The sequence below is a fragment of the Ruegeria sp. HKCCA5839 genome, from assembly GCF_013035585.1.
Taxonomy (GTDB): Bacteria; Pseudomonadota; Alphaproteobacteria; order Rhodobacterales; family Rhodobacteraceae; genus Ruegeria.
Genome location: NZ_WQIE01000001.1, coordinates 142424 through 167930, shown reverse-complemented (window position 1 = coordinate 167930; position 25507 = coordinate 142424). Strand labels below are relative to the sequence as shown.

Sequence of the window (25507 nt, the reverse complement as noted above, 5' to 3'; positions counted from 1 at the left end):
CCGCCTCACTGCCCTGCTGCACCCTTAAAAGGGCGCGCGGGTCATTTCTTGCCTACCTCGATCCGGCGGTTCGGGCGAAATTTGTTATCGCATCTCCTGCGCCGGGGTAACGCCAAGAATACCCAAGCCCGCCGAAATCACAACAGAAACGGCACGGGCCAAAGCAATTTTCGACTGGCTTGTGGCAACATCGCCATCTTGGATGAACCGCAGTTGGGTCTCGTCATTGCCCTTGTTCCAGAGCGCATGAAAATCCCCGGCAAGTTCATAGAGATAGAATGCCACCCGATGAGGTTCGTTGGTGCGCGCAGCTATCTCGACCAGACGCGGCCATTCGGCCAGCTTCTTGGCCACGGTCAGCTCTGACTCATGGTCGTTCCGGCTTAGATCAGCGGCAGCCAAAGTAGCATCATCCGCCGCGATCCCGGCCTCAGCCGCTTTGCGCAGCACGCTCATGACCCGGGCATGGGCATATTGCACGTAGAACACCGGGTTCTCGCGGCTCTGCTCCAGCACCTTGTCGAAATCGAAATCCAGAGGCGCGTCGTTCTTACGGGTCAGCATCACGAACCGGGTCACATCCGGGCCCACCTGATCGACCACATCGCGCAGAGTGACGAAATTCCCTGCCCGTTTCGACATCTTGAAGGGCTCGCCGTTTTTCCACAGCTTCACCAGCTGCGTCAGTTTGATGTCCAGCGGCACCTTGCCATCCGACAGCGCCGACACCGCCGCTTTCATCCGTTTGACATAGCCGCCGTGATCTGCACCCAGAACATCGATCAGCGCGTCAAAGCCCCGATTTATCTTGTCGTAGTGATAGGCGATATCGGGGGCAAAATAGGTCCAGCTGCCATCTGACTTCTTGATCGGGCGGTCGACATCGTCGCCATGCTCGGTCGACTTGAACAGTGTCTGCTCACGTGGCTCCCAATCTTCGGGCTTTTTGCCTTTCGGCGGTTCCAGAACGCCGTCATAGATCAGGCCTTTGTCAGTCAGAGATTGCAGCGCGGATTCAATCCGCCCCGTGCCATAGAGCGACTTTTCCGAGAAGAACACGTCCATCTCGACGCCCAGCGCCTTCAGGTCAGCGCGGATCAGGTCCATCATCGCGTCGGTCGCGAAATTGCGCAGCTCTTCCAGCCAGTCGCTTTCCGGCTTGTCGATCAGGCTGTCGCCATATTTCTCTTTCAGCGCCTCACCGATCGGGATCAGGTAGTCACCGGGATACAAGCCCTCGGCAATCTCGGGGCTCAGCCCGTTGGCTTCGCGGTAGCGCTCGTAAGCCGACCGCGCCAGCACATCCACCTGCGCACCACCGTCGTTGATATAATATTCTCGCGTCACCTCATGGCCGGAATAGGCCAGCAGGCTGGCCAGAGCGTCGCCGAACACAGCGCCGCGCGTATGCCCCACATGCAGCGGCCCGGTTGGGTTGGCCGAGACATATTCCACATTGACCTTCTGACCATGGCCCATGGCCGAGCGTCCAAAATCAGTGCCTTTCTCCAAGACTGCCGCGAATACACCCTGCCAAACAGAGGGCGCCAACCGCAGGTTCAGGAACCCCGGTCCCGCGACTTCTGCACTGGTGATCCGATCATCCGCCGCCAGCTTACCGGCCAGTGCTTCGGCGATGTCGCGTGGCTTCATCTTGGCAGGCTTGGCCAGCACCATCGCCGCATTGGTCGCCATGTCCCCATGCGCAGCGTCGCGCGGCGGCTCAACGGCCACGTTGTCAAAGCTCAACCCCTCGGGCAGCGCGCCCTCGGACTGCATCTGCGCCAGCGCATCCAACACCAGGCTGCGGATCTCGGAAAACAGGTTCATTTCGAATGTCCTTTTGCTTGTCGGGCGGTTTACCACGCAAAGCGCCAAGGTCAATGGACGCCTATCGTTGGTTTAGCGCTGGCGCGCCGTCGCCTCGGCCCTGCCCCAGACAATCGCCCCCCATGCGCTGCGCCATCGTCGCCGTGCAAGCAGCCGACGCCCCAATCTGGAACCGAGGCTGTGGCCCCGCGATGATTGCGAACCCACAGACGCAAATATGACCAATGAGCAGCCCAGCCAGCGGGTCCGGGCCATCGTTTATATCGCGATTGAATGATCCCCGGTCAGTCGGGCGTGATCCTGCAGGGCAAACCTGTCGGTCATGCCCGCGATATAGTCGGATACGATCCGGGCGAGTGCGGTTTCATCCACAGCGGCCTCGATATCGCCATGCCAGTGACCGGGCATCTGTTTGGGGTCGTTCAGATAGATCGGGAACAGCTCTTCGACCACTTTACTGACCTTGGCCCGTACCTCCATCACGCTGGGTGCGCGGTACATGCGGGAAAACAGAAAAGCGCGGATTTGTTTGAGCTGCGCCCATAGCTCATCCGAGAACTGGATGACGGGATAGCCCAGATGTCGGATCTCTTCGACCGATTGCGCACCCGAAGCGGCGATCAACGCGCCAGACGTATCGATCACATCCGAGACCATGACCCCAAAAACCCGCCGCAAAGCCTCATGTCGGCGTCGGTAGGCATCGAGCTGCGGGTATTTGGCATCCACCTCGGCAAAACAACGGTCGATGATTGGAAGCTGTTGGATGTCCTCATCGCTGAACAGACCAGCGCGCAACCCGTCAAACAGATCGTGGTTGTTATAGGCGATGTCATCCGACAACGCCGCCACCTGCGCTTCGGCGCTGGCATGGGTGTGCAGTTCCAGATCAAACTCCTGAGTGCACGCAGCCAAGGCCCAAGGCAATTCGCCCACCACAGGGCCGTTATGTTTGGCGATGCCCTCCAGACACTCCCATGTCAGGTTGCAGCCGTCAAAATCGGCATAGTGACGCTCAAGCTTGGTCACGATCCGGATGGCCTGCGCGTTGTGATCGAACCCGCCATAAGGCTGCATCAGGGCGTGCAACGCGTCTTCGCCAGTATGCCCAAACGGCGTGTGGCCCAAATCATGCGCCAGTGCCACGGCCTCGGTCAGTTCGGGGTTCAGCCCCAGCGCACCCGCGATGGTCCGTGCCACCTGCGCCACTTCAATCGAATGGGTCAGACGAGTGCGATAACTGTCACCCTCATGTTCAACAAAGACCTGCGTTTTGTGTTTCAGCCGCCGAAAGGCGCTGGCATGAATGATCCGATCACGATCACGCTGAAAGCATGACCGGAAACTGCTTTCTTCCTCCGGTACAAGCCGCCCCCTTGCGCGACCTGGATCCGAGGCAAAACCCGCTATTTTCAAAGGTCTTGTCCTTGTCGCCTGTCTGTGGGTTTCATATATTGTACCTCAACCGGGAAATAAACCTTTGGAGTTTGGCATGAATCTGCCCCCAACCGTCACAGAACGCGCCTTTGATCGCCTGGCCGAGATTGGCGCCGCAGATCAGGGACAAGCCTTGCGCGTCGCAGTGGAAGGCGGAGGATGTTCCGGGTTTCAATACGAAATTGCTTTGGATGAGCCCAAAGAGGATGACCTGGTCCTGGAGGGCAAAGGCCAAAAGGTGATCGTCGATGCGATCTCGCTGCCGTTTCTGGAAAACGCGGTGATCGATTTCACCCAAGAACTGATCGGCGCGCGCTTTGTGATCGACAACCCCAATGCCACCTCTTCCTGCGGCTGCGGCACGTCGTTCTCGATGTAATTTCGCACGCACCAAGTACAGACAGAGGCTTGGGCAACGACGCCGAATGAGATCATTTCTTGGAACAGACCCATCTGAGAGAGTGGCCTTTCTCAGCCATATGCGAACAGATTGATCGGTCCTCGCTACCCGAGCGACCAGAATACGCCAAAGGCCTTTAGACCTCAGGGGTCGTTTCCCGTTCCCGGTGCCTTGACCCGGCGTGCGCAGCCATAACGACTGTTCGGCAGTCTCGACAATCGACCAAACACGATGAAACGCCCTGCTATCCGACGATTTTTGGCTTTGTGGAAAGCGTTTTCTTGATCTGTGAACCGTATCTCAGCATGATCCAAAGATGTCGGTCGATATCTACAAGTGGCTAAACGATCTCGAACTGGGTCAATACGCAGATGTTTTTGCGGAAAACGACATTGATGCGCGTGTTTTGCCCTTATTGTCCGGCGAAGACCTGAAAGAGCTTGGAGTCAGCCTCGGTCACCGCAAAATCATACTCGCAGCAATCCAGAGCCTGCAGGATCATCAAAGCGCGGCGCCTTCTATCAAAACCGCCGATGAACCTGTGCGTGAAATGCCACCGACCTCAGCTGCGGCTACTGCGAATGACAGCAATCCTTTGTCCCGAACACACGCCGCGCATAGTACCGCCGAGAGACGTCATGTAACCGTCGTGTTCGCTGATCTTGTGGGCTCGACCGAACTTACCAACCGGTTTGATCCAGAGGACATGCGGGACTTGCTGCAGAGCTACCAGGATGCCGTAGCAGGAGCGGTAAGCCGGTATGGGGGCTATGTCGCAAAGTATCTGGGTGACGGTCTGCTGGTGTTTTTTGGCTGGCCCAGGGCCTACGAAGATCACGCCATTCGAGCGATTAAAGCGGGCCTAGATGCTGTCCGACGTGTCAGCGTGCTTAAAGCGCCAGATGGAGAATGCTTATCGGTCCGACTTGGCATCGCAAGCGGCGATGTGGTGGTCGGCGACACCGTGGGTGAAAACACCTATGAAGAAGGAGCGATGACCGGCCCGGTCGTCAATCTTGCGGCGCGAATTCAGGAACATGCCGAACCAAATTCGGTCGTGGTTTCAGTTGAAGAAACCGAAACGGCGTTGCATCGGATATTCGAGTTCGACTCGCTTGGACAAGTCGAACTCAAAGGCTTTGCCGAGCCGCATACTTTGTTGAAAGCGGTATCGGAACGCAGTGCGGAAAGCCGGTTTCGAGCTGTGCATCGAGAAGATGTCGACAGCGTAATGATCGGTCGCGACTACGAAAAAGGGATCCTGCTGCAATCATGGCAACGTGCTCAGAGCGGCCATGGAGAGGTCGTCCTTCTTGCCGGAGAAGCCGGGATCGGCAAATCGCGGCTGACTGAGGAATTCCTTGCCTCCGACGCCGTCGTCGAACACGCTGATGTCATCAGGTTGAACTGTTCCCCCTATCTCAGCAGCAGCCCTTTTCATCCGGTTACCCAGCGAATTTCACAAGATGCCGGTGTTGAGCCGGACTTTGATGATGACCGGATCCTGCGGCATGTCCGAAAAGTACTGGAAAGCCGATCCGGGCTGGATTGGGAACAAGTTCTGCCGGTCTTTGCGGCACTGGTCGCCCCCCGCAGCGCGCTCGCGCGTACCGTTCTCGAGATGTCGCCACAGGAACAGCGCGACAAAACCATTCAAACCTTGATCCACACAGTACAGGTCAGGTCGAACGTTCAACCGGTTATTCTTTGTTTCGAAGACGCGCATTGGATGGATCCGTCCACACACGCCTTGTTGGAGCGGTTTAAGTCTATTTGCACCGATCTTCCGCTCATGATCCTGATCACACATAGGCCCGGTTGGGACTTGGCGTGTGATGAAGGGGATACGCATGTTCAGACTCTTGTCCTGCGCAGGTTCGGAACGGCGCATGTCGCGAACCTGGTTGAAAGCATCACAGGCCAAAGCCCGGACGACGCTCTGATATCAACAATCATCGAAAAGACAGATGGTGTGCCTTTGTTCGTCGAAGAACTGACACGGGCAATTGTTGAGGCGGGTGAGCAAGGGCAAGTCCACATACCCTCTTCTTTGAAGGGCGCGTTGATGGCGCGGCTTGATGCCGTGTCGAATGAGGCCAAACAGATTGCACTTACGGGCTCTGTCGTTGGTCGCGAGTTTGAGCCGGGTATTCTGGCAGCGGCGATGAACCTTGACGCCGCCCATGTTAACAAATGCCTCGAAGAACTTGCGCGCACAGGTCTGATCTTTGAAAGCGGGAACAATCGCGGGCATTTTGTTTTCCGCCATGCGCTGATCCGCGATACGGCCTATCAGTCAATGCTGAGTGCGACACGCAGAAAACAACACTCAGTGGTCGCACGTGCCCTCATGCAGTTGAGGCCCGCAGAGATCGAACGCCGACCGGAACTGGTTGCCCGCCACCTTTCTGAAGCTGAAGAATGGAAAGAGGCATTCGAAAAATGGAAGATTGCGACAGAAATGGCATTGGCACGATCTGCCAGCCAAGAGGCGATGACACACGCCCGGGAAACCCTCCGAGCCGCCCAAGAGCTTGGGTCTGAGGCCAAGGCAGAAAGGGTCGTGGGCCAAATCCTTGTTGGTCGCAGCCATGACAGCCTGGGCGAATTGCCGGAAGGCATCGCGATTTTGCAAGAGGCGTCGACAGCGGCCCGGGCGATCGGAAATGTCGAACTTGCTGCGGACGCGGCCAACCATTTTGCTGACTCGAGCATGATGTCGAGCAAGCGGCATGGCGACGCGATCGAGCTTTGCAGAAATGCGCTGAAAGACCTGCCCCAGGATGACGAAACCCGCCGCTGCCGTTTGATGAGCCAACTCGCACGCGCGTATATGTTTGTCGGCAATTTGGCCGAGGGCGCAGAATTCGGACAGAAGTCGATGGAACTGGCGGCAAAACTGGGCGACCACAAATCGCAGTTCTCGGTGATGATGATGCATTTTGGGGCCCCGTTCATCGCGCGCAAAGGAAGAGATGCGCACCGCTGGCGAGAGCACCTGGATGCGATGCACGAAGTGGCCGAGCATCTTGGCAGCATCGATCAGGGGCGAGACCGAACTCTCAGTCTGTTCGTCGGGGCTGAAATGGCTGATCGCGAATTGATGGACCATTCCCTGGATCTGCTCACCGAGATTTCCGAGAAGGACAATCATCTGCAACTCTATTGGGTGCAGAAGCACGCACGCGCCATGGTTGCAATCATGGATGGTGATTTTGACCAAGCCGAAACACACGCGACCGAAGCGGTAAAGATTGGTCGCAAGACCCATGGCGAGCATGTCGAAGGCGTGTTCGGGGTTCAGATGTTTACCATCCGGCGCGAGCAAAACCGTCTTCACGAGGTGGCGCCGGTCATCAAAAAACTGATGTCAGAAAGTCCTGAAGATATCTCGTGGAAGCCCGGCTTTGGGCTGATCGCAGCCGAACTTGGGTATAAAGAACCTGCCGAGCGCATTTTGAACGAAATGGCTGAAAACAATTTCGATTTACCGCCCGACGCCATGTATTCGACCACATTGTCCTATTTGGCCGACATTTGTGTCGCTGTTGAACATCAGGATCATGCCAAGACCCTTCTCGAATTACTGGCACCTTACGAAGAGCTAACGATCACCGCAGGGGCAACAACTGTTTGTTCCGGCGCGGCAGCGCGGCGGTTGGGTAATCTGTGCACCGTTCTGAAAGATTGGGACACCGCAGAGCAGTTGTTGTGCAAGGCCATCGAAATCGACACGCGCATGAAGTGCCCGCCCTGGATAGCGCATAGCAAAGCAGCGTATGCCAAGGCTTTGAGACGCAGGGGCCGCCCAAACGATGTTGAACAGGCTTTTCAACTGGAAGGGGAAGCGTTGGAAATTTCGCAAAAATTGAGTATGGTTTCCCTTAGGTCAAGGCTCGAAGGAGTAGCGAGTTAACATACGAAAAACAATCTGGGGGACCGTATGCCAAGGTATATAATCGAAAGAAACTTTGCCGAACAATTGAAAATCACCGATGATGCCAAGATCCACATCAAAGAGATTAATGACGAGGTTGGTGTTGAGTGGATTTTCTCGTTTCTGAGCGCTGACAAACGTAAGACATACTGTTTGTATGAGGCCCCAGATGAAGAAAGCCTGAGAAAGGCGGCCGAGCGTCTGAATATCCCAGCCGATGTAATAACGCCAGTGGATCGGATTGATCCCGCGATTTTTGCCTGACCTTGGGTTTCGTCCAAGTTCCAAGACCCCTTTTCGTTCGATTCATCTGAGCGGAAAACAATCATAAGAGGCAGACCTGCAAGAAGCCCCACCTAACAATAGGGAGGCCAAAACATGTTTGACCTAATAACACTCGACGGAAACAAGACACGTGTGAGTCAAGAGGCTTTGGACGCGCTTGATTCATCCCTTCGTGGCGGTGTGTATCAACGAGGTTCGGCAGAATACGAAGACGCTCGAACAACGTGGAACAGCATGTTCGAACGCTACCCCGGCTTTGTCGTCCGCGCCTTGGGCGCAAGCGACGTACAGAAAGCCGTGAATTTTGTACGCGACGCTGGCCTCGTAATGTCGGTTCGCTCGGGTGGGCATCAGATAGCAGGACACGCAGTTGCAGACGATGCGGTGATGCTTGACCTGTCGCAGATGCGCTCGGTCCATGTTGATCCGGTGAACAAGACAGCGCGGGTGGCACCCGGAGCGCTGCTCGGCGATGTTGATCGCGAAACGCAAGCGCATGGGCTTCTTGTCCCGACCGGGATCAATTCGACCACGGGTATTGCCGGTTTGACGCTGGGTGGTGGGTTTGGATGGACCACACGTAAATTCGGCATGACAATCGACAACCTTATCTCTGCAGAAGTCGTGACTGCGGACGGCACAATTGTCACCGCATCAGCCACGAGCCATCCGGATCTGTTCTGGGCCATCCGGGGAGGTGGTGGAAACTTCGGAGTTGTCACATCTTTCGAGTTTCAGTTGCACGAGCTTGGACCCGACGTCTTGTCAGGCCTGATTGTGCATCCGATTGAAAAGGCGCCCGAACTGCTTGCGGAATATGCTGTAATTGCAGACACATCGCCTGACGAACTCACCGTGTGGAGCGTGATGCGCAAAGCGCCCCCTTTGCCTTTCCTGCCCGAGGAATGGCATGGGCGGGAAGTCCTGATCTTCGCCGCCTGCTATAGCGGACCAATGGAAGACGGCGAAAAAGCCATGGCTTCACTGCGCGCATTGGGAGATCCGATCGCCGATGTTATTTCTCCACATAGATTCGTCGATTGGCAGGGTGCTTTTGACCCTCTTCTGACACCAGGGGCTCGCAATTATTGGAAAAGCCATGACTTCGACGCCCTGCCGTCGGACGCCATCTCGGAGCTTCTGAAAGCCATTTCCAACCTGCCTGATTCCGCTTGCGAGGTCTTCATAGCGCATGTCGGCGGAGCAATGGCGCGCGTTGATACGGGTTCAACAGCCTACCCCCAAAGATCGGCGCACTTTATCATGAATGTTCACACGCGCTGGGAAGATCCCGGAAAAGATGCCGAATGTATCGACTGGGCGCGCGATCTTTATGATAATATGCAACCGCATTCCAGCGGCAGCGCCTATGTAAACTTCATGCCCGAAGATGAAGCGGACCCAACAACCGGTGCTTACGGCGACAATGTTGACAGGCTATCCAAGATCAAACGCAGCTACGACCCCGCCAACCTATTTCGTGTTAACCACAACATCTTGCCAACCTAGCTGGTTACAAACGAAGGCGCTGCAACGGGTCTGAAACACGCGCCTTCGACCATCATCAGAGATGAGCAGACATCTCGCCGGCTCCGGGTAAAGCAGGCGCACTGGTCGTTCGTCATACGCTTTGAAACTGCGGTGCCGTTTGTTATGTCGATTTGACAAACGGTATGGGTCACACAGACCTCATCACATTTGGTCCCCGGTCAATTTGGCAAATATCAAGCTCGGACGCGGCCCCATACTTGCCGTTGGTCCCGTTCTACGCGATAGGTTGCCTCAGCCCATCGGAGGACCGCAGATGAAAATCGCCACGTTCAATATCAACGGCATCAAGGCGCGGATTGAAGCACTGCCCAGATGGCTGGATGACGCGCAACCCGATGTGGTGCTGCTGCAAGAGATCAAATCGGTCGATGAAAACTTCCCGCGCGAGATCTTTGAAGAGCGGGGATACAACGTCGAAACCCATGGCCAGAAGAGTTTCAACGGCGTAGCGATCCTGTCGAAGCTGCCTCTGGAAGACGTCACACGCGGCCTGCCCGGCGATGACAGTGACGAACAGGCTCGTTGGATCGAGACGACTGTGATCGGCAAACAGGCGCTGCGGATTTGCGGTTTGTACCTGCCCAATGGCAACCCGGCGCCGGGTCCGAAATATGATTACAAGCTTGCGTGGATGGAACGGCTCTTTGCACGGGCGCAAGCGCTGATCGGCTCGGAAGAGCCTGCCTTGATGGCTGGCGACTATAACATCATCCCGCAAGCGGAAGACGCCAAGCGCCCTGAGGCCTGGCGCGAGGACGCGTTGTTCCGGCCGGAAAGCCGGGCAGCGTTTCGCAAGATTCTGAACCTTGGGTTCACCGAAGCGTTTCGGGCCGTTACGCGCGGGCCTGAGCACTATTCCTTTTGGGACTATCAGGCGGGTGCCTGGAACCGAAATGACGGTATCAGGATCGATCATTTCCTGCTGACCCCTCAAGCCGCTGATCTGATGCGTGACTGCAAGATCGATGCGGAAATTCGCGGCCACGAAAAGCCATCAGATCACGTGCCGGTTTGGGTTGATCTGGATCTGTAACGGCTTAGGCCGTCGGATCGTAGTCATAAATCCAGTCATAGCGCCGCCCGAGTTGAGGGCCCAAAACCATCAATCCCGCTTGCGCGACAAATCGGGCCGGGCCGCGCAGATGGAAATTGCGCGCGTTCGCGCCTGCCGCCGCAACGACTTTTGTCGCGCGCGGTTTTCGGGTGGTTTCATACGCAGACAGTGCCCGCGCGATGTCGGGCTGGTTTTGAAAGGTACGCGCCAAACACCAAGCGTCCTCAAGTGCCAGACAGGCGCCTTGGGCCATGAAGGGCAATGTCGGATGTGCCGCATCGCCCAGCAGAGCAAGCCGCCCGTTTTGCCATTGCTGCGCCACAGGGCGCAGGAACAACGCCCATAGGTTCGCCTGCTCGACCCGATCCAGGATTTCACTGACCGTGCCGCCAAAATCGGCAAAGCGGGCGCGCAGGTCTTTTGGATCGCCCTCCTGCCGCCAGCCCTCGGCGCGCCAATCCGAGCGTTCTTCGACTGCGACGATATTCATCAGGTTCTGATCTCGCAGAGGATAGGTGACCACATGTCGACCTGGCCCCATCGTCAGCACCGCGCGCGGGGTGTCGTCTCGACCTTTCCAGGGCATGGTGGCGCGCCAGGCGGTCTGCCGGGTAAATCGGGGCTCTTCAGGACCATTCAGAATGGGTCGGATGCGGCTGCGGCCCCCGTCGGCAGCGATGATGCAGTCGGCCTCTAGCTGTGTGCCGTTTTCAAGCTGGACAAGCGCCCCGTCCGGGGTTGTCAGAACCGTTTCGACACAGGCATCCAGACGAATATCGACCCCTGCCTGAACGGCGCCCGCGTGCAATAGATCCAACAAATCAGCGCGGTGGTAATAGTAGGTGGGCCCAGCCTTGGGGCTTGGGATCCGACTGACCAAACGCCCGTGACGATAGTCGCGCAGCTCGGTGCCAAAGGATCTCTGGCCGGCTTCGGGCGTCTCGGATGCGACCCTCAAAGCGCGCAGAACTGCCATTCCATTGGCAGAAATCTGAAGGCCCGCGCCAACCTCGGTCAAGGCAGGGGCCTGTTCAAGCACGGTTATATCCCCGCCTTGCTGGCGCAGAGCCAAAGCGGCGGCCAGACCACCGATCCCGCCCCCGATGACACAGAATTTCAAACCGTTGACACCCATGCCCCCGCTTTAACGCAAAAACGCCGGAGCAACAGGCCCCGGCGTTTGATTTTCTTATTCAAAAGATGCGGCGATCAATCGTCGCGATGAACCTTTTCGCGACGCTCGTGACGCTCTTGCGCTTCCAGCGTCATGGTGGCGATCGGACGCGCATCCAGACGTTTCAGCGAGATCGGATCGCCGGTCATTTCGCAATAGCCATACTCACCCTCGTCGATACGGCGCAGGGCCGACTCGATCTTGGCCACCAGCTTGCGCTGACGGTCCCGTGTGCGCAGTTCCAGCGCGCGGTCAGTTTCTTCACTGGCGCGGTCTGCAACGTCGGGAATGTTACGGGTATTGTCCTGCAAACCCTCGATTGTATCGCGGCTGCCTGCAAGAAGTTCGGTTTTCCAATCCGTCAGCTTGCGACGAAAATATTCAAGCTGTCGGTCGTTCATGAACGGCTCATCTTCAGCCGGGCGGTAATCTTCCGGCAGGAAAACTTCCTGTTTCATTTTTGCTCCCTCGGTACGGGCTGAACCGTCGGTCGCGGTCGTGTCACCAGACATTCGGCACTCCCCTTCTGCGGTGCGTTTAACTGACGGCGCGAAGATTGTCACTATGCAAACGTTGCCTGTAAGCGTCGCCATGCGGCCTTGTCTAACTATGAGACATGCAACAAAAAAGCTTGTTTTCTGTGGAAATTAACGGGCTTTTTCAAGGCGCGGCCCACAACCTTTTCTGGTTGCATCGTTTCGAATCATACCGCGCAGACCTCAAACAGCTTCACATCCGCGTGAAGCTGCAACGCAGCGACCCGTCTTGCATTGCAGAACGCCCGACGGTAACCCAGAGCGGTCTGACCCGATCAGGGCTGACTGAACGTTGTCAACGAGGATCACATGACCGCACGTTTCCAGGGCACAGCCGAATATGTCGCCACCGACGATCTGACCATTGCCGTGAACGCTGCGGTCACGCTGGAACGCCCTTTGCTGGTCAAGGGGGAACCTGGAACCGGCAAGACCGAGCTGGCCAAGCAGGTGGCCGGAGCCTTGGGTCTGACCATGATCGAATGGAACATCAAATCGACCACCCGCGCGCAGCAGGGCCTTTATGAATATGACGCGGTCAGTCGACTGCGCGACAGCCAATTGGGCGAGGAACGCGTGCACGATGTCGCGAACTATATTCGCAAAGGCAAGCTGTGGCAGGCGTTTGAAGCGGATGAAAAGGTCGTGTTGCTGATTGATGAGATCGACAAGGCCGATATCGAGTTTCCCAATGACCTGCTGCAAGAGCTCGATAAGATGGAGTTCCATGTCTATGAGACAGGTCAGACGATCAAGGCCAAGCACCGCCCGATCGTGATCATCACCTCGAACAACGAAAAAGAACTGCCCGACGCCTTTTTGCGCCGTTGTTTCTTTCACTATATCCGCTTCCCCGATGAGCCCACGATGCGCCGCATCGTCGAAGTTCACCACCCCGGCATCAAAGACGCGCTGCTGACGACGGCTCTGACCCAATTCTATGAGATCCGCGAAACCCAGGGGCTGAAGAAAAAGCCCTCAACCTCGGAAGTGCTGGATTGGCTCAAGCTTTTGCTGGCCGAAGATCTGACACCCGAAGATCTCAAGCGCGACGGGGCCAATGCGCTGCCCAAGCTGCATGGCGCCTTGCTCAAGAACGAACAGGACGTCCATCTGTTTGAACGGCTTGCCTTTATGGCGCGCTCGCAGCGCTGAATACCGCCGCATTGTTGACGATCCGGTGATGATCGCTTGCCAAGGGTCAGGTCGGATGTCAGCATGACGACAATTCAGGGGGCGGTCCTGTCTTCTGCAGGAAAGGATGGCGCATTTGCCGAATACTCCTCTCATTCGCCCCCTTCGTGCCGAGGATCGCGAGGCCTGGTCAAAGCTGTGGCGCGCCTATTTGGCGTTTTACGAAAGCACAGTGAGTGATGAGGTCTATGACAGCACCTTTGCCCGGCTCATGGGTGAGGATCCGCAAGACTTCTCATGCCTGGTGGCCGAATTGGACGGGCAGTTGGTCGGTCTGACGCATTTCCTGTTTCATCGGCACGCGTGGAAGGTGGAAAACGTCTGTTATCTGCAGGATCTGTTCACCGCACCACAAGCCCGTGGTGCAGGTGTCGGGCGCGCATTGATCGAAGCGGTCTATGCCGAAGCCGACCATCAGGGTGCACCTGCTGTCTATTGGCTGACGCAAGATTTCAATGAAACGGCCAGAAAACTCTATGATCGTGTCGGCAAGCTGACGCCCTTCATCAGGTATCAGCGGCCATGAGAACGGCTCTGGCTCTCATAGCGGCGGCAGCGCTTGCCGCCTGCACCACCACCCCAGCGGTGGAACAGCCGACGCGGGTGCAGGCCATCGAAGCCGCCCTGCCCCCGGCGAAATCCTTTGGCGCCACTCGTCCGCAACCGGCGGCACGATCAAACGCAAATATTGCCGCCGATTTCCTGGATCTGCATTTTGCGCTGGAAAGCGGAGCGGAGTTGCCGGTTTTCACCCGGTTCGAAACCCCGATTACGGTGCGTCTGACCGGGACGGTTCCTCCAACCATGCAATCGGACCTGACCCGACTTCTGTCGCGCTTGCGCCGCGAGGCGCGTCTGGACATCAAACAGATCTCGGACGGACCGGCCAGCATCACGATCGAAGGCGTCAGCCAAGAGCAGATCCAACGCACCCTTCCCCAAGCGGCCTGTTTCGTGGTGCCAAATTCAGCCAGTCTGGAAGAATACCGGCGCGACCGGCGCAAGCAGAAAAGCAACTGGACCGCGCTGCGCAGCCGCGAGAAGATCGGCATCTTCATTCCCTATGACGCCAGCCCGCAAGAAATTCGCGATTGCCTTCACGAGGAACTCGCCCAGTCGCTTGGACCTCTGAACGATCTCTATCATCTGCCGGATTCGGTGTTCAACGACGACAATTTCCACACCATCCTGACCGGGTTCGACATGCTGATCCTGCGCACGGCCTATGCACCTGAACTTCGCAGCGGCATGACGCGTGATCAGGTCGCGGCGGTTCTGCCCGGCATATTGCGCCGGTTGAACCCGCGCGGTGAAAACATACCTGCCCAACCGGTATCCGAGACCCCGCGCGAGTGGATCAAGGCCGTCCAGACCTCGCTGGGATCAACATCGGCATCTGCCCGGCGGGTGCGCGCCGCGGAACAGGCCGTTCGCATCGGCGAAGAACAAGGCTGGACCGATCACCGGCGCGCCTATCCGCACTATCTTCTGGGCCGCATGGCGCAGTTTGACGATGCCGAGCGGGCCCAATGGCACTATGCGGTGGCGCTAAAATACCTCAAGGCAACCCCCGGCACCGAAATACATCAGGCTCACGTGACGGCGCAAACCGCGTCTTACGCCTTGGCCCGAGGACGGGGCCCATCGGTGATCCCCGAATTGGACGACGCCATCGCCGTCATGCAACAAGCGGAAAATGCTGCGTTGCTGGCAACGTTGCTATTGTTAAAATCCGAAGCGCTGCGGCAATCCGGTCGCCCGGATCAGGCACGCACCGTCAGGCTGGACAGTATCGGATGGGCACGCTACGGGTTCGGTTCGGATCTTGTGGCCCGTTCCGTGTCGGATGGCATCGCTGAACAGGCCGCGCGCAACACGAACGGGTAAGGCGCATGTTGGTTGTTTTGGGAATGGCGATCTTGGGGGCCGCGCTTGGTGCAATGGCGGCACGCAAGCGCAATGGCAACAAGGCCGATATGGCGCAATATGCGGCAGGGTATGGCATCGCCTTCGCTCTGCTAGGTCTGATCCTGTCTCTGATATTGGTGAGGTTCATCACGTAACCCCATGTTTTTACCCTTTTTCGAGAACCTTCGCAAAGCTGGTATCCCCGTTTCACTACGGGAGTACCTGACCTTTCTGGAGGGGATGAAAAAGGGTCTGGCCACATATGATGTCGAGGCGTTCTACTATCTCGCCCGCGTGTCGATGGTGAAGGATGAGCGCAATATCGACAAGTTCGACCGCGCCTTTGCCACCAGCTTTGAAGGGCTGTCTGAGATCGGTTTCGATCAGGTGCTGGAGGCTGTGGACATCCCCTCCGACTGGCTTGAGAAGATGGCCGAAAAGCATCTGACAGCCGAAGAAAAGGCCGAGATCGAGGCCATGGGCGGCTTTGACAAGCTCATGGACACGCTGCGCGAGCGTCTGAAGGAACAACAAGGCCGTCATCAGGGCGGCAATAAATGGATCGGCACCGCTGGCACCTCTCCCTTTGGGGCCTACGGCTACAACCCCGAAGGGGTGCGCATTGGCCAGAAAGAAAGCCGCCATCAGCGTGCGGTCAAAGTGTGGGATAAGCGTGAATTCAAGAACTTGGACGACACAGTTGAACTGGGTACGCGCAACATCAAGGTTGCGCTGAAGCGTCTGCGTCGATGGGCCCGTGAAGGTGCGGCGGAAGAGCTGGATCTGGACGGCACCATCCGCGCCACGGCCGAGCATGGCTATTTGGACGTCAAAACCCGCCCAGAACGCCACAACGCGGTCAAGGTACTGCTGTTTCTGGATGTGGGCGGCTCGATGGATCCGCATATCAAGGTGGTGGAAGAGCTGTTTTCGGCCGCGCGCACCGAGTTCAAACACCTGGAATATTTCTACTTCCACAATTGCCTGTATGAAGGCGTCTGGCGCGACAACCGCCGCCGGTGGTCAGAACAGACCCCCACCCATGAGGTGCTGCGCACCTATGGGCCGGATTACAAATGTATCTTCGTCGGCGATGCCTCGATGAGCCCCTACGAAATCGCCTATCCCGGTGGCGCGAACGAGCACTGGAACAAAGAGGCAGGCCAGGTTTGGCTGCAACGCGCGCGCGACCAATGGGCGTCAAACCTCTGGATCAACCCGGTGCCCGAGAAATACTGGGGCTACACCCACTCGATCAGCATGATCCAAGAGATTTTCGAGAACCGCATGGTGCCGATGACACTGGCCGGTCTGGAACAGGGTATGCGAGAGCTGACGCGGTAGCCCTCGGTTCCAATTGAGGCCTGTGTGCTTTGACGCATTAACGGACACCGCTGTAAAGGCTTGGTGTTTTCAAGCAGTTCCTCTTGCGGGGCGGTTATTTTCGATATTGAACTTCATACCGTCCAGCAACTCGTCCAAGTCGGGACGCGCAGCAGGCCCATTCGAGATGTCGACCAACATCAAGGTACCGTCAGGCCGAATGCCAAATGCGCCAGGTTCTGCAAATCGTTGCGATGTTTCGGCCTCGGACAGTGGATCTGACACATAGAGACCCAGCCCACGCATCTGCGTCTCGGTCATTCCGTAGCCTAGATCAAACGTCCATCCGAACTCGTCTTTGTCAGCCAGAGCTTTTTCCTTCGTGTCCGCTGACACGACCACCACATCCAAGACACTGACCCATTCGGATAGCATCGCATTCAGCTTGTTCAAAAACCGCTTGCACCGTGGACAATGGCGCCCGCGATAGACAAAAAGCATGGTCCATCGATCTTTGGGCTGACCCACTTCAATCCGGTCGCCAGATACACTGTCGAAACTGAGATCTCCAATTGGAGCGTTCACCTTTGGTTTTTGCGACATGTCGTTTCCTTTTCATCTCATCCGGCGAACGCCTTGGTCATACCGCGCAGCAGCCTGAAGATAGATGCGCGGCAACCTTTTGGGAAACACCCGGTTACACTATTCGCAGAGAAATGTCAGTGAGGAGCTTCAAAACGGTTTTGTCATTTCTGTTTAGGTTCACCACATCAGGCATAAAACCCGTCTTGTCCGGCGTCCATTCCCGATCTTTCGTGCCACGCATGAAGGGTTGATATGTAACAAACCCTATCTAGCACATCCTCAAGAAATCGGATCCCAGTTCAGCCAAACTGGCCTATGCGATACCGAAGAGAATGATTGCCCAGAAACACGACACAAGAGGGCTGACGCGGGAGAGCAAAAACCGTTGTAACACCCAGAAATTTCGCTTGACCTGAAGTTAGGTTGAGATTGCACGGTGTCACCATTGTGGATCCTGACTGAAAGGCCTTCAATGCACGTCTTAGCCGTTCTTGATCATCCCGATCCAAATTCTTTCACTGCCGCTGCCGTCGCCAGTTTCACAAAAGGCGCATTGGCCGCAGGGCACAGCACAGAGATCGCGGATTTGCATGCCGAAGGCTTTAATCCGCTTTGGTCGATGGGCGACATCGCCAATGATACCGGTTCAACACCACCCAAAGACATAGTCGCCGAGCAGCAGCGCATTGCCCGTGCAGACGCTATTTGCCTTGCCTTTCCTTTGTTCTGGTGGGGCATGCCTTCGATGATGAAGGGATGGGTTGATCGGGTCTGGTCATGGGGTTGGGCCTATGACCAGTTGGATGACCCGGAACAATCCAAACAAAGGGCTCGAACAGGTTTGCTTCTGGTTCCAGCCGGTGCCCGTTCTGACGAGATGGAGGCAGCCGGATATGTTGAGGCTCTCGACACCATTTGGCGCAAAGGTACGTTTGGGTATTTTGGATTTTCGCCAAGAAGGGTCGAATTTCTGAACGGCTCGACTGGGTCACAGCCACGGCGGCAGGCACTTCTGGATCGTTGTTTCGAAGTCGGACACAGTTTACCATCACCATCGAAATGCTAACCCTACTGTCCTAAGGCAATGTTTTTATTTTGCATTTAGGATTCTATGCCAGGAGGGCGATCGTTTCTATTTGCCCTATCCTCAATTCAAACCCATATCTAACGCATGTTGCGCCTCACCCCGATCCTTCTTGCCGTTCTCTATGGGCTGGTCATGTACCGGATTTCTGTCTGGCGCACGCACAAGGATCTGGATGCCAAGTCGACCGAACTGGCAGATCCGGCGTTGAAGCGGATGACGGATCGTCTGGCCGCAGCGCTCGAGATCGAACGGGTGCCGGTGTATATCTATGAAATTGATCCGGTGAACGGGCTTGCTGCACCCGATGGACGTATCTTTATCACGCGGGGGTTTTACCGGAAATTCCGTTCGGGCGAGGTTTCCGCCGAGGAAATGGCCAGCGTGATTGCACATGAGTTGGGTCATGTGGCGCTGGGGCATGCGCGGCGGCGGATGATTGATTTTTCCGGCCAGAACGCGCTGCGCACGGCGCTGATGCTGGTGTTGAACCGATTTATTCCCTTCGTAGGTGCGATGATCGCCAACGCGCTGACCGCCCTGTTGGCCTCGCGCCTGTCGCGCGGGGATGAGTATGAGGCGGATGAATATGCGGCTGCGTTGCTGACCAAGGCCGGGATCGGCATCGGGCCGCAAAAGTCGCTGTTTCACAAGCTTGAGGATCTGACCCAGCAGCGCGCCGGTGTTGTCCCGGCCTGGCTGATGAGCCACCCCAAGACAGAAGAGCGAATTGCCGCTTTGGAGGCGCTTGAGCAGCGCTGGGGTGCGGGCGGTTAAGGTAGGGACGAGAGACCTGCCTCTTGCGCTCTCCGGGATGTCTTCTTAACCAGATTATCGGGTATCCGCTTTAGACCGCGAGGGCTTTACCCAGTTTGGGCAGGCGTGCCTTTTTCATCAGACTGCGCCGGGTCCATTGATCCCCCGACAGACGATTGGCCTCAGTCAGGACCTTGTCGGCGAGGCTTTCAAGGCCTTCGGGGTCCACCTCCCAAAGGCTGCGCAAAAGGCTGTCGGGATCGCGACGGTCGAGCCCCTCTTCAGCCAGGATGTTGCGGGGAAAATCTTTGGCGTTCACGGTGATGACCAGATCGGCCGAGGCGGTGATCGCTGTGGCCAGAACGTGAATATCTGCGCTGTCGGGCAGCCAGAGCCGTTGTTCTGCGCCCGGGTCATGGCGGTGTTCGGCCTGCGGCCACAGTGCCTGTGTCAGGGCGATTTCGGCGCGGGCCTGCGCCTCACCGTCGGGGCCCAGTTTGCGGGCGGCGCGTGCCCATTCTTCGAGGATGCGCGCCGACCAGATGGGAGTGAAATGGCCAAGCTTTGCGGCGCCCAGCAGCATCTGACGCATCACCGTGGGGTAGATAACACAGGTGTCGAGCACGGCCTTCATAGCCGATAGAACACCGCTTTGAGGTATCCGCTTTCTGCCAGTTGCGGCAATTGCGGGTGATCCGGCCCGGCAAAGCCTGTGTGGATCAGTTGCGCTTGTCGCCCGGCCCGGCCAATGCCACGAGATGAGGCGTCGCGGAAGCGCGACAGGTCAGCGGCGTGGGAACAAGAGCAGAGACCCAGATAGCCACCCGGTTTGACCAACGGCGCGGCCAGACGTGCGATGCGCTCGTAAGCGCGCAGCCCGGCATCAAGCGCTTGTTTTGAGGGCGCAAAGGCGGGCGGGTCGCAGATCACCACGTCAAATTGCGCGCCCTCTTCGCCCAATTGGGTCAGCACGTCGAACGCGTCGCCCTGACGGGTTTGCAAGTGGTTGGCCAGCCCCGAGGCCTCGGCCCCTTGGGTGACCAACTCGAGCGCAGCGGCAGAACCATCGACGCAAAGCGCCTTCCCGGCCCCACCGGCCAGCATGGCCAGGCCAAACCCGCCCACATGGCTGAACACATCAAGCACCTGCGCGCCGGGTTGCACCAGCCTGGCCGCAAACGCATGGTTGGGGCGCTGGTCATAGAACAGGCCGGTTTTCTGACCACCGGTGAGATCGGCCATATAGGTGGCCCCGTTCATCGGTACCGGCAGCGGGGCCTGGGGTGCTTCGCCGCGCAGGGTCTGGCTCACATCGTCCAAACCTTCCAGCCCGCGCGTGCGGCCCGAGGCGTTTTTCAGCACGACAGTCACGTCCGTGACCTTGACCAGCGCGTCGGTCAACAGATCCAGATGCGCCTCGGCCCAGGCGGCGTTGGGCTGGATCACGCAGGCCGCGCCAAAGCGGTCGATGATCACACCGGGAAAGCCATCCGCCTCGGCATGGACCAGCCGGTAATAGGGCGCATCGAACAGGCGTTCGCGCAGTTCAAGCGCACGAAGCAGGCGGGTTTCGAACCATGTGGCATCCAAATCAGCCGTGATGTCGCGATCCAGCACGCGGCACATGATCTTTGAGTTCGGGTTCACCGCCACCAGCGCAATGGGCGCACGTTTGTCGTCTTCGAGCACTGCCAGCGCGCCTGCGGGGATCTTGCGAGTGCGGCGGTCGGTGACGACGTCGTTGCCATAGACCCAGGGAAAGCCATGGCGCAATCCACGGGCGTTGGCTTTGGGTTTCAGGCGGATGCGGGGGCGGTCGGCGGGTTCTGTCATGACGCCCTCTTAGTCGCGATAGCGCAGAGGCGAAAGCCCCTGCTTCGCCCCTATCGCGCGCGGGACCGCCAGCCGCCGCGCCGCTTGGGGGTTTGGGCCGCTTGCAGCCCTTCGGCCAGCACTTGCGTCATTGGATGGTCTGCGTCCTGCGCCGCATAGAGCGCGTGCAGATCGGTCAGGGCTTGCCTCTGGTCGCGCTCGGCAGGCAGGCTGAGCGCCCAGTCCAGAAAGATGCTGCGACATTCCTTCAGGGTGATACCCTCGATGCGATAAGCCTCGCGGATCAGGCCCTTGTGGTCGTTAGGATCGTCACTGCGCGCCATCTGTGCCCTCTTCCACTACGCGTCCGATAATGTCGGCAGCGGTTTCATAGCTGTTTTGCAGCGCCTCCTGCAACTGCGCCACATCGTCGAAACCGGTGGCCCGGCACAGGAACGCGGTGCCGCCCTCGCCGATCTTGTCTGCTTCGATTGTCTTGCCCGACAGCAGGCGCGCGGCGCATTGCACGGACCAGCATAAATCATAGCAATCCTTGAGTGTTTGCGCCTCTGCGACCTGCAAAAGCCCGGCTGCGACCGCGCCGTCCAACCCGGCATGTACATCGCGTTGAACCGAACCGGACAAGAGCGCGCCGGTTTGCGCCAGCAATTCGATATCCATCAGGCGCCCAGGCCCGTTCTTGGCGTCCCAGAGCCCAGCGGGTGCTTTGGCCGCCGCCAGACGGTCGCGCATCTCGGACACCTCTTTCAAGACCTTGGCCGGGTCGCGCGGCTCGGCCAAAAGCTGCGCACGGAAATCGGTGATGTCTTTGGCCAACCCTGCATCGCCAGCGACCACGCGGGCGCGGGTCAGGGCCAGATGTTCCCAAACCCAGGCCTCGTTGCGCTGATAGTTGGTGAAACTGGCCCAACTGGTCGCCACCGGCCCCTGATTGCCTGAGGGGCGCAGGCGCATGTCGACCTCATAAAGCCGCCCCTGCGACATCGGAGCGGTCAGAGCGGTGATCAACGCCTGCGTGAAACGCGCGTAATAGGTTCGGGTGGCCAAGGGGCGCGAGCCGTCGGACATGTCCTGATCCAGCGGGTCGTAGATCACGATTACATCCAGATCAGATTGCGAGTTGATCCGGCCCGCCCCGAGCGACCCCATGCCCAATACGGCAGCGCCCCGCCCCGGAGCCGGGCCGTGTTTCTGCGCGAATTGAGCAGCGACAAACGGCAGGATGGCCGCGATCACCGCGCCCGCCAGATCAGCATATTGCTGCCCGGCCTGCGCGCTGTTGATCAGCCCGCGTAAGTGGTGGACGCCAACGCGGAAATGCCATTCCTTGCACCAGCGCCGTGCCAGATCCAACTGCGTTTCATAATCGCTTTCGGCGCTCAGCGCCTGCGCCAACTCCGCCTGCAAAGCGGCTTGTCCGGGCCAGTCATCAAAGAAGCTGCCACCGATCACCGCGTCAAAAACAGATGCATTGCGCGACAGGTGCATGGCCAGCGCGTGCGAGGTGCCGACGATGTCGATCAGCAGATCGATCAGTTGCGGGTTGGCCTCGAACAGGGAAAACAGCTGCACCCCGGCAGGCAGGCCCGAAAGAAACCCATCCAGTGCCACCAGAGCCTCACTTGGTTGCGCCGCGCGCGACAGGCGTGACAACAGCTCGGGACGCAGACGGTCAAAGATGCGCCGGGCCCGTTGCGAGCGCAGCGCCGGGTAGCTGGGCCAGCGCGCCAAGATTTTCTGATCAAAGGCGTGATCGGGCGCAGGTGCCACTGTTTGGCCTGGGGCAAAGAACCCTTCGGTCAGTTCATGCACTTCGCTCAGGCGGCGGGTCAGGTCAGAGGTCAGCTCGGCACTGTCGATGCCCATCAGACAGGCGACCCGCGCGATGCCATCCTCGGATTGCGGCACCTTGTGGGTCTGCGCGTCATGAACCATCTGAATACGGTGTTCGACTTCGCGATGGGCGCGGTAGTGATCCGTCAGCTTCTCGGCCACATCGGCTTGTACCCAGCCTTTCTCTGCCAGGGCCGCTAGCCCCGGCACCGTGCCGCGCAGGCGCAAATCCGGGTCGCGCCCCCCGGCGATCAGTTGACGGGTCTGGGTGAAGAACTCGATCTCGCGGATACCGCCCTGCCCCAGCTTCATATCGTGGCCGGGGATACTGAGGCCCCCGCCGGTGCCTTTATTCTCGCGGATGCGCAGGCGCATGTCATGGGCGTCTTGAATGGCCGCGAAATCCAGATGCCTGCGCCAGACGAAGGGGCGCAGCGCGTCCAGAAATCGCTGACCGGCGGCCAGATCACCTGCGCAGGGGCGCGCCTTGATATAAGCTGCGCGTTCCCATGTTCGGCCTAAACTCTCATAATACCGCTCGGCCGCCTCGGTCGCCATGCACACAGGCGTCACGGCTGGGTCTGGCCGCAAGCGCAGATCGGTGCGGAAGACATAGCCATCGGCAGTCTTGTCGCTGAGCGTTGCGCACATGTTGCGCGTCGCACGCACCATGCCGTGGCGCGCCTCGTAGAAATCACCGGGATCAAAGCGCGTCTCGTCGAACAAGACGATCAGATCGATATCCGAGCTGTAGTTCAGCTCATGCGCACCCATTTTGCCCATGGCCAGAATGATCAGCCCGCCCGCTGTGGCCGCATCCTCTTCGGTCAGACCCGGCAGTTTACCGCGCCGGATCAGCGCTGCGATCTCGGCCTTGGCGGCCATATCGGCGGCCAAAGCGGCAAAATCCGTCAGCGCTGATGTCACCTTTTCCAATGGCCAGGCACCGGCCAAGTCGGCCAGAGCGGTCAACACTGCCATGCGCCGCTTGGCCAGACGCAAACCCGGTTTCAGCTGCGCCGGTTCCAAATCGCGCACCGCAGCCATCACATCTGACAGTACCTGATCGGGCTGCTGCAACGCTTCGGCCAACCAAGGGGCCTCTTGCTCGATCAAACCTTTCAGATAAGGGCTGGACCCTGCTGTGCCGGCGATCAGTTCAGCCTGTTCTGACGTGACATCCGAAACTTTTTCACGCGTCTCAGCCCCCAATTCTGGGTCGAATGCGCGCGGCATCCGTCGGACTGTCAGTGCCACGGTCATGATTGCTCCAGCGGCGTGTCCTGACTAAAGCTGTTGAGCCATTTGTCGTTGCGCCTTTCCCACAGCGACGAGATCAGCATCGCCTCCCATTCTGACGCGCCCGGTCGTTGATAATCGGCCCGGTAAGACAGCAGAACGATATCTGGGGTCAGTACCCGAAGCTTTTCTTCGCTCAACTCGAACCGGGCCATGGTCGGCGCGTCGGCGAATTGGCCCACATGATCATCGCGATTGGCAAACCCGGTGGGATAGACGCCCAGAAAATCCGAGCTTAGCAAAGCGCGATCTGCCTGGGCATCCCCTTCGACCAAAGCGGACCAGACCCGCTTCTCCAAAGCCAATATGTCATTCAGGGACGGAGCGTTTGTGTTTTCAGTCTTTTGCATGACGGGAACCTGCGCCTGAACGGCCACCGCGTCAACGGGCAAGTTGGCCAATCCGGACAAATGTAAATCTTTTTCACATTTGCCCCTTGCAAGCCGGACCAGGCCCTCCCATCTGTTAGATGTGAACGCAATTTACATCAACCCCGGAGACCTCAATATGACCGCATTGTCCGACACCGCCGTCCCTTCCAATCCGGGATGGCTGCACCGCGCCGAGGCCTGGCTGGACAGCAAGGGCAAAGGTGCCTGGATCGCTGCCATGGTGCTTGGTTTTATCTTCTTCTGGCCCATCGGCCTGGCCTTTCTTGCCTATATGATCTGGAGCAAACGCATGTTCAGCAAATCCTGTAGCCGCCGTTCTTCCTGGAACAGCCACATGAGCGCTATGAAACCTTCGGGCAACAGCGCGTTTGACGCCTATAAGGCCGATACTCTGGCCCGGCTGGAACGTGAGCAGAAAGACTTTGAAGCGTTCCTGCGCCGACTGCGCGAAGCCAAGGACAAGGCCGAGTTCGACGAGTTCATGGATGAACGCGCCCGCGACAACCGTGATGAACCTGAAAACGGTGAACCGGCCTGATCACGGCTTGCCCTGTCCCCTCAATCGGGACAGGGTATTTGAAAACCTACGTGGACATCAGAAATGACCTATTTGCCTGATCCGGATACCCAGCCGGAATTCTATCAATCTGTTGCGACCAAGCGCTTTGTCGCCTGGCTGTTCGACATCGCCTTCATTTCGCTTTTGTGCACAGTGGCTATCTTGCTGACCTTTGGCCTGGGCTTTTTCGTGCTGGCGCTGATCTATGGCGTGGTCAGTTTCATCTATCGCGTGGTGACGATCTCGAACGGATCAGCCACCCTGGGCATGCGCTTTATGGGGATCGAGCTGCGCGACGCGTTTGGCGCACGTATGGATTTGGGCAAGGCCATCGCACATACGGCCGGTTACTTTGTCAGCATGACGTTTTTTGTCCTGCAGATCATTTCGGTCGTCATGATGCTCACCAGCGCGCGGGGCCAGGGTCTGACCGATGCTTTCCTTGGAACTGTGATGATCAACAGGCGCGCATAATCGCCCAGTTTTGCGAAACACTTGGCGGGCCCGGAAACGGTTGCTATCATCCCGCCAAGGAAA

24 protein-coding genes are annotated in these 25507 nt (G+C 58.1%); 14 read left to right on the top strand and 10 right to left on the bottom strand.

The window, feature by feature from the left end; all coding sequences use genetic code 11:
* Nucleotides 1-84 precede the first annotated feature (84 nt).
* Together argS and GOV38_RS00790 are read right to left on the bottom strand one after the other, a co-directional pair.
* Nucleotides 85-1830, bottom strand: a complete 1746-nt coding sequence (gene argS, locus GOV38_RS00795) for an arginine--tRNA ligase (RefSeq protein ID WP_171207277.1) — start codon at nucleotides 1828-1830, stop codon at nucleotides 85-87.
* A gap of 258 nt (nucleotides 1831-2088) precedes the next feature.
* Nucleotides 2089-3246: a deoxyguanosinetriphosphate triphosphohydrolase gene (locus tag GOV38_RS00790; protein WP_171207276.1), complete on the bottom strand. Its 1158-nt coding sequence runs from the start codon at nucleotides 3244-3246 to the stop codon at nucleotides 2089-2091.
* Nucleotides 3247-3322: 76 nt separating this feature from the next.
* Between GOV38_RS00790 and GOV38_RS00785 the strand changes: the two genes are divergently transcribed.
* From GOV38_RS00785 to xth, 5 genes are all read left to right on the top strand, one after another.
* A complete protein-coding gene (locus tag GOV38_RS00785) occupies nucleotides 3323-3646 on the top strand; it encodes an iron-sulfur cluster assembly accessory protein (protein WP_170714874.1) in 324 nt (107 codons plus the stop codon).
* Nucleotides 3647-3983: 337 nt separating this feature from the next.
* On the top strand, nucleotides 3984-7583 hold the full coding sequence (locus tag GOV38_RS00780; RefSeq protein WP_171207275.1) for an adenylate/guanylate cyclase domain-containing protein: 3600 nt from the start codon (nucleotides 3984-3986) through the stop codon (nucleotides 7581-7583).
* A gap of 27 nt (nucleotides 7584-7610) precedes the next feature.
* Nucleotides 7611-7868, top strand: coding sequence for a DUF4242 domain-containing protein (locus GOV38_RS00775; RefSeq protein ID WP_171207274.1), 258 nt, complete (start codon nucleotides 7611-7613; stop codon nucleotides 7866-7868).
* A 114-nt stretch (nucleotides 7869-7982) separates the two neighbouring features.
* A complete protein-coding gene (locus GOV38_RS00770; protein WP_171207273.1) occupies nucleotides 7983-9398 on the top strand; it encodes an FAD-binding oxidoreductase in 1416 nt (471 codons plus the stop codon).
* Nucleotides 9399-9693: 295 nt separating this feature from the next.
* The gene (gene xth / locus GOV38_RS00765; protein ID WP_171207272.1) at nucleotides 9694-10473 is read left to right on the top strand and encodes an exodeoxyribonuclease III; all 780 of its coding nucleotides are present in this window, start codon (nucleotides 9694-9696) and stop codon (nucleotides 10471-10473) included.
* Between the two features lie 4 nt (nucleotides 10474-10477).
* On the opposite strand, the gene GOV38_RS00760 is transcribed toward xth, so the two are convergent.
* Together GOV38_RS00760 and dksA are read right to left on the bottom strand one after the other, a co-directional pair.
* Nucleotides 10478-11629, bottom strand: a complete 1152-nt coding sequence (locus tag GOV38_RS00760) for an FAD-dependent monooxygenase (RefSeq protein ID WP_171207271.1) — start codon at nucleotides 11627-11629, stop codon at nucleotides 10478-10480.
* A 74-nt stretch (nucleotides 11630-11703) separates the two neighbouring features.
* Complete coding sequence (dksA, locus tag GOV38_RS00755) at nucleotides 11704-12126, bottom strand: RNA polymerase-binding protein DksA (protein WP_171099633.1); 423 nt, start codon at nucleotides 12124-12126, stop codon at nucleotides 11704-11706.
* 387 nt (nucleotides 12127-12513) lie between these two features.
* Here dksA and GOV38_RS00750 point away from each other — a divergent pair, with 387 nt between their 5' ends.
* The 5 genes from GOV38_RS00750 to GOV38_RS00730 all read left to right on the top strand — a co-directional run bounded on the left by GOV38_RS00750 (nucleotide 12514) and on the right by GOV38_RS00730 (nucleotide 16650).
* On the top strand, nucleotides 12514-13359 hold the full coding sequence (locus GOV38_RS00750) for a MoxR family ATPase (RefSeq protein ID WP_171207270.1): 846 nt from the start codon (nucleotides 12514-12516) through the stop codon (nucleotides 13357-13359).
* A 106-nt stretch (nucleotides 13360-13465) separates the two neighbouring features.
* Nucleotides 13466-13924 (top strand): GNAT family N-acetyltransferase, encoded by a 459-nt coding sequence (locus GOV38_RS00745; RefSeq protein WP_171207269.1) that lies wholly within the window; start codon nucleotides 13466-13468, stop codon nucleotides 13922-13924.
* Complete coding sequence (locus tag GOV38_RS00740) at nucleotides 13921-15285, top strand: DUF2927 domain-containing protein (RefSeq protein WP_171207268.1); 1365 nt, start codon at nucleotides 13921-13923, stop codon at nucleotides 15283-15285. The genes GOV38_RS00745 and GOV38_RS00740 overlap by 4 nt, the downstream gene beginning before the upstream one ends.
* Before the next feature lie 5 nt (nucleotides 15286-15290).
* Nucleotides 15291-15461: a hypothetical protein gene (locus GOV38_RS00735; RefSeq protein ID WP_171129983.1), complete on the top strand. Its 171-nt coding sequence runs from the start codon at nucleotides 15291-15293 to the stop codon at nucleotides 15459-15461.
* Nucleotides 15462-15465: 4 nt separating this feature from the next.
* Complete coding sequence (locus GOV38_RS00730) at nucleotides 15466-16650, top strand: VWA domain-containing protein (RefSeq protein WP_171207267.1); 1185 nt, start codon at nucleotides 15466-15468, stop codon at nucleotides 16648-16650.
* A gap of 69 nt (nucleotides 16651-16719) precedes the next feature.
* On the opposite strand, the gene GOV38_RS00725 is transcribed toward GOV38_RS00730, so the two are convergent.
* Entirely contained in the window at nucleotides 16720-17232 is a 513-nt protein-coding gene (locus GOV38_RS00725; RefSeq protein ID WP_171207266.1) for a peroxiredoxin, read from the bottom strand.
* Nucleotides 17233-17686: 454 nt separating this feature from the next.
* Between GOV38_RS00725 and GOV38_RS00720 the strand changes: the two genes are divergently transcribed.
* Together GOV38_RS00720 and GOV38_RS00715 are read left to right on the top strand one after the other, a co-directional pair.
* Nucleotides 17687-18280 carry an NAD(P)H-dependent oxidoreductase gene (locus tag GOV38_RS00720; protein WP_171207265.1) on the top strand — a complete coding sequence of 198 codons (594 nt, stop codon included), beginning with the start codon at nucleotides 17687-17689 and terminating at the stop codon, nucleotides 18278-18280.
* A 105-nt stretch (nucleotides 18281-18385) separates the two neighbouring features.
* Nucleotides 18386-19075 carry a M48 family metallopeptidase gene (locus GOV38_RS00715; RefSeq protein WP_171129989.1) on the top strand — a complete coding sequence of 230 codons (690 nt, stop codon included), beginning with the start codon at nucleotides 18386-18388 and terminating at the stop codon, nucleotides 19073-19075.
* Nucleotides 19076-19145: 70 nt separating this feature from the next.
* On the opposite strand, the gene GOV38_RS00710 is transcribed toward GOV38_RS00715, so the two are convergent.
* The 5 genes from GOV38_RS00710 to GOV38_RS00690 are packed head-to-tail and all read right to left on the bottom strand — an operon-like array spanning nucleotide 19146 to nucleotide 24429.
* Nucleotides 19146-19688, bottom strand: a complete 543-nt coding sequence (locus GOV38_RS00710) for an RSP_2648 family PIN domain-containing protein (protein WP_171207264.1) — start codon at nucleotides 19686-19688, stop codon at nucleotides 19146-19148.
* Nucleotides 19685-20887, bottom strand: a complete 1203-nt coding sequence (locus GOV38_RS00705) for an RSP_2647 family RNA methyltransferase (RefSeq protein ID WP_171207263.1) — start codon at nucleotides 20885-20887, stop codon at nucleotides 19685-19687. The genes GOV38_RS00710 and GOV38_RS00705 overlap by 4 nt, the downstream gene beginning before the upstream one ends.
* 50 nt (nucleotides 20888-20937) lie before the next feature.
* The gene (locus GOV38_RS00700) at nucleotides 20938-21210 is read right to left on the bottom strand and encodes a hypothetical protein (RefSeq protein WP_171207262.1); all 273 of its coding nucleotides are present in this window, start codon (nucleotides 21208-21210) and stop codon (nucleotides 20938-20940) included.
* The gene (locus GOV38_RS00695) at nucleotides 21197-23983 is read right to left on the bottom strand and encodes a glutamine-synthetase adenylyltransferase (protein WP_171207261.1); all 2787 of its coding nucleotides are present in this window, start codon (nucleotides 23981-23983) and stop codon (nucleotides 21197-21199) included. The genes GOV38_RS00700 and GOV38_RS00695 overlap by 14 nt, the downstream gene beginning before the upstream one ends.
* Nucleotides 23980-24429, bottom strand: a complete 450-nt coding sequence (locus GOV38_RS00690; RefSeq protein WP_371808489.1) for a DUF4440 domain-containing protein — start codon at nucleotides 24427-24429, stop codon at nucleotides 23980-23982. Before GOV38_RS00690 ends, GOV38_RS00695 begins: the two co-directional genes overlap by 4 nt.
* 97 nt (nucleotides 24430-24526) lie before the next feature.
* Between GOV38_RS00690 and GOV38_RS00685 the strand changes: the two genes are divergently transcribed.
* Nucleotides 24527-24949, top strand: a complete 423-nt coding sequence (locus GOV38_RS00685; protein ID WP_171100143.1) for a DUF2852 domain-containing protein — start codon at nucleotides 24527-24529, stop codon at nucleotides 24947-24949.
* Nucleotides 24950-25012: 63 nt separating this feature from the next.
* Entirely contained in the window at nucleotides 25013-25444 is a 432-nt protein-coding gene (locus GOV38_RS00680; RefSeq protein WP_171099656.1) for an RDD family protein, read from the top strand.
* Nucleotides 25445-25507 lie beyond the last annotated feature (63 nt).

Bases quoted from the DNA above. Each gene is read 5' to 3' on its own strand.
- argS (WP_171207277.1), bottom strand. From the start codon at position 1,830: ATGAACCTGTTTTCCGAGATCCGCAGCCTGGTGTTGGATGCGCTGGCG.
- GOV38_RS00785 (WP_170714874.1), top strand. From the start codon at position 3,323: ATGAATCTGCCCCCAACCGTCACAGAACGCGCCTTTGATCGCCTGGCC.
- GOV38_RS00780 (WP_171207275.1), top strand. From the start codon at position 3,984: ATGTCGGTCGATATCTACAAGTGGCTAAACGATCTCGAACTGGGTCAA.
- GOV38_RS00775 (WP_171207274.1), top strand. From the start codon at position 7,611: ATGCCAAGGTATATAATCGAAAGAAACTTTGCCGAACAATTGAAAATC.
- GOV38_RS00770 (WP_171207273.1), top strand. From the start codon at position 7,983: ATGTTTGACCTAATAACACTCGACGGAAACAAGACACGTGTGAGTCAA.
- xth (WP_171207272.1), top strand. From the start codon at position 9,694: ATGAAAATCGCCACGTTCAATATCAACGGCATCAAGGCGCGGATTGAA.
- GOV38_RS00760 (WP_171207271.1), bottom strand. From the start codon at position 11,629: ATGGGTGTCAACGGTTTGAAATTCTGTGTCATCGGGGGCGGGATCGGT.
- dksA (WP_171099633.1), bottom strand. From the start codon at position 12,126: ATGAAACAGGAAGTTTTCCTGCCGGAAGATTACCGCCCGGCTGAAGAT.
- GOV38_RS00750 (WP_171207270.1), top strand. From the start codon at position 12,514: ATGACCGCACGTTTCCAGGGCACAGCCGAATATGTCGCCACCGACGAT.
- GOV38_RS00745 (WP_171207269.1), top strand. From the start codon at position 13,466: ATGGCGCATTTGCCGAATACTCCTCTCATTCGCCCCCTTCGTGCCGAG.
- GOV38_RS00740 (WP_171207268.1), top strand. From the start codon at position 13,921: ATGAGAACGGCTCTGGCTCTCATAGCGGCGGCAGCGCTTGCCGCCTGC.
- GOV38_RS00735 (WP_171129983.1), top strand. From the start codon at position 15,291: ATGTTGGTTGTTTTGGGAATGGCGATCTTGGGGGCCGCGCTTGGTGCA.
- GOV38_RS00730 (WP_171207267.1), top strand. From the start codon at position 15,466: ATGTTTTTACCCTTTTTCGAGAACCTTCGCAAAGCTGGTATCCCCGTT.
- GOV38_RS00725 (WP_171207266.1), bottom strand. From the start codon at position 17,232: ATGTCGCAAAAACCAAAGGTGAACGCTCCAATTGGAGATCTCAGTTTC.
- GOV38_RS00720 (WP_171207265.1), top strand. From the start codon at position 17,687: ATGCACGTCTTAGCCGTTCTTGATCATCCCGATCCAAATTCTTTCACT.
- GOV38_RS00715 (WP_171129989.1), top strand. From the start codon at position 18,386: ATGTTGCGCCTCACCCCGATCCTTCTTGCCGTTCTCTATGGGCTGGTC.
- GOV38_RS00710 (WP_171207264.1), bottom strand. From the start codon at position 19,688: ATGAAGGCCGTGCTCGACACCTGTGTTATCTACCCCACGGTGATGCGT.
- GOV38_RS00705 (WP_171207263.1), bottom strand. From the start codon at position 20,887: ATGACAGAACCCGCCGACCGCCCCCGCATCCGCCTGAAACCCAAAGCC.
- GOV38_RS00700 (WP_171207262.1), bottom strand. From the start codon at position 21,210: ATGGCGCGCAGTGACGATCCTAACGACCACAAGGGCCTGATCCGCGAG.
- GOV38_RS00695 (WP_171207261.1), bottom strand. From the start codon at position 23,983: ATGACCGTGGCACTGACAGTCCGACGGATGCCGCGCGCATTCGACCCA.
- GOV38_RS00685 (WP_171100143.1), top strand. From the start codon at position 24,527: ATGACCGCATTGTCCGACACCGCCGTCCCTTCCAATCCGGGATGGCTG.
- GOV38_RS00680 (WP_171099656.1), top strand. From the start codon at position 25,013: ATGACCTATTTGCCTGATCCGGATACCCAGCCGGAATTCTATCAATCT.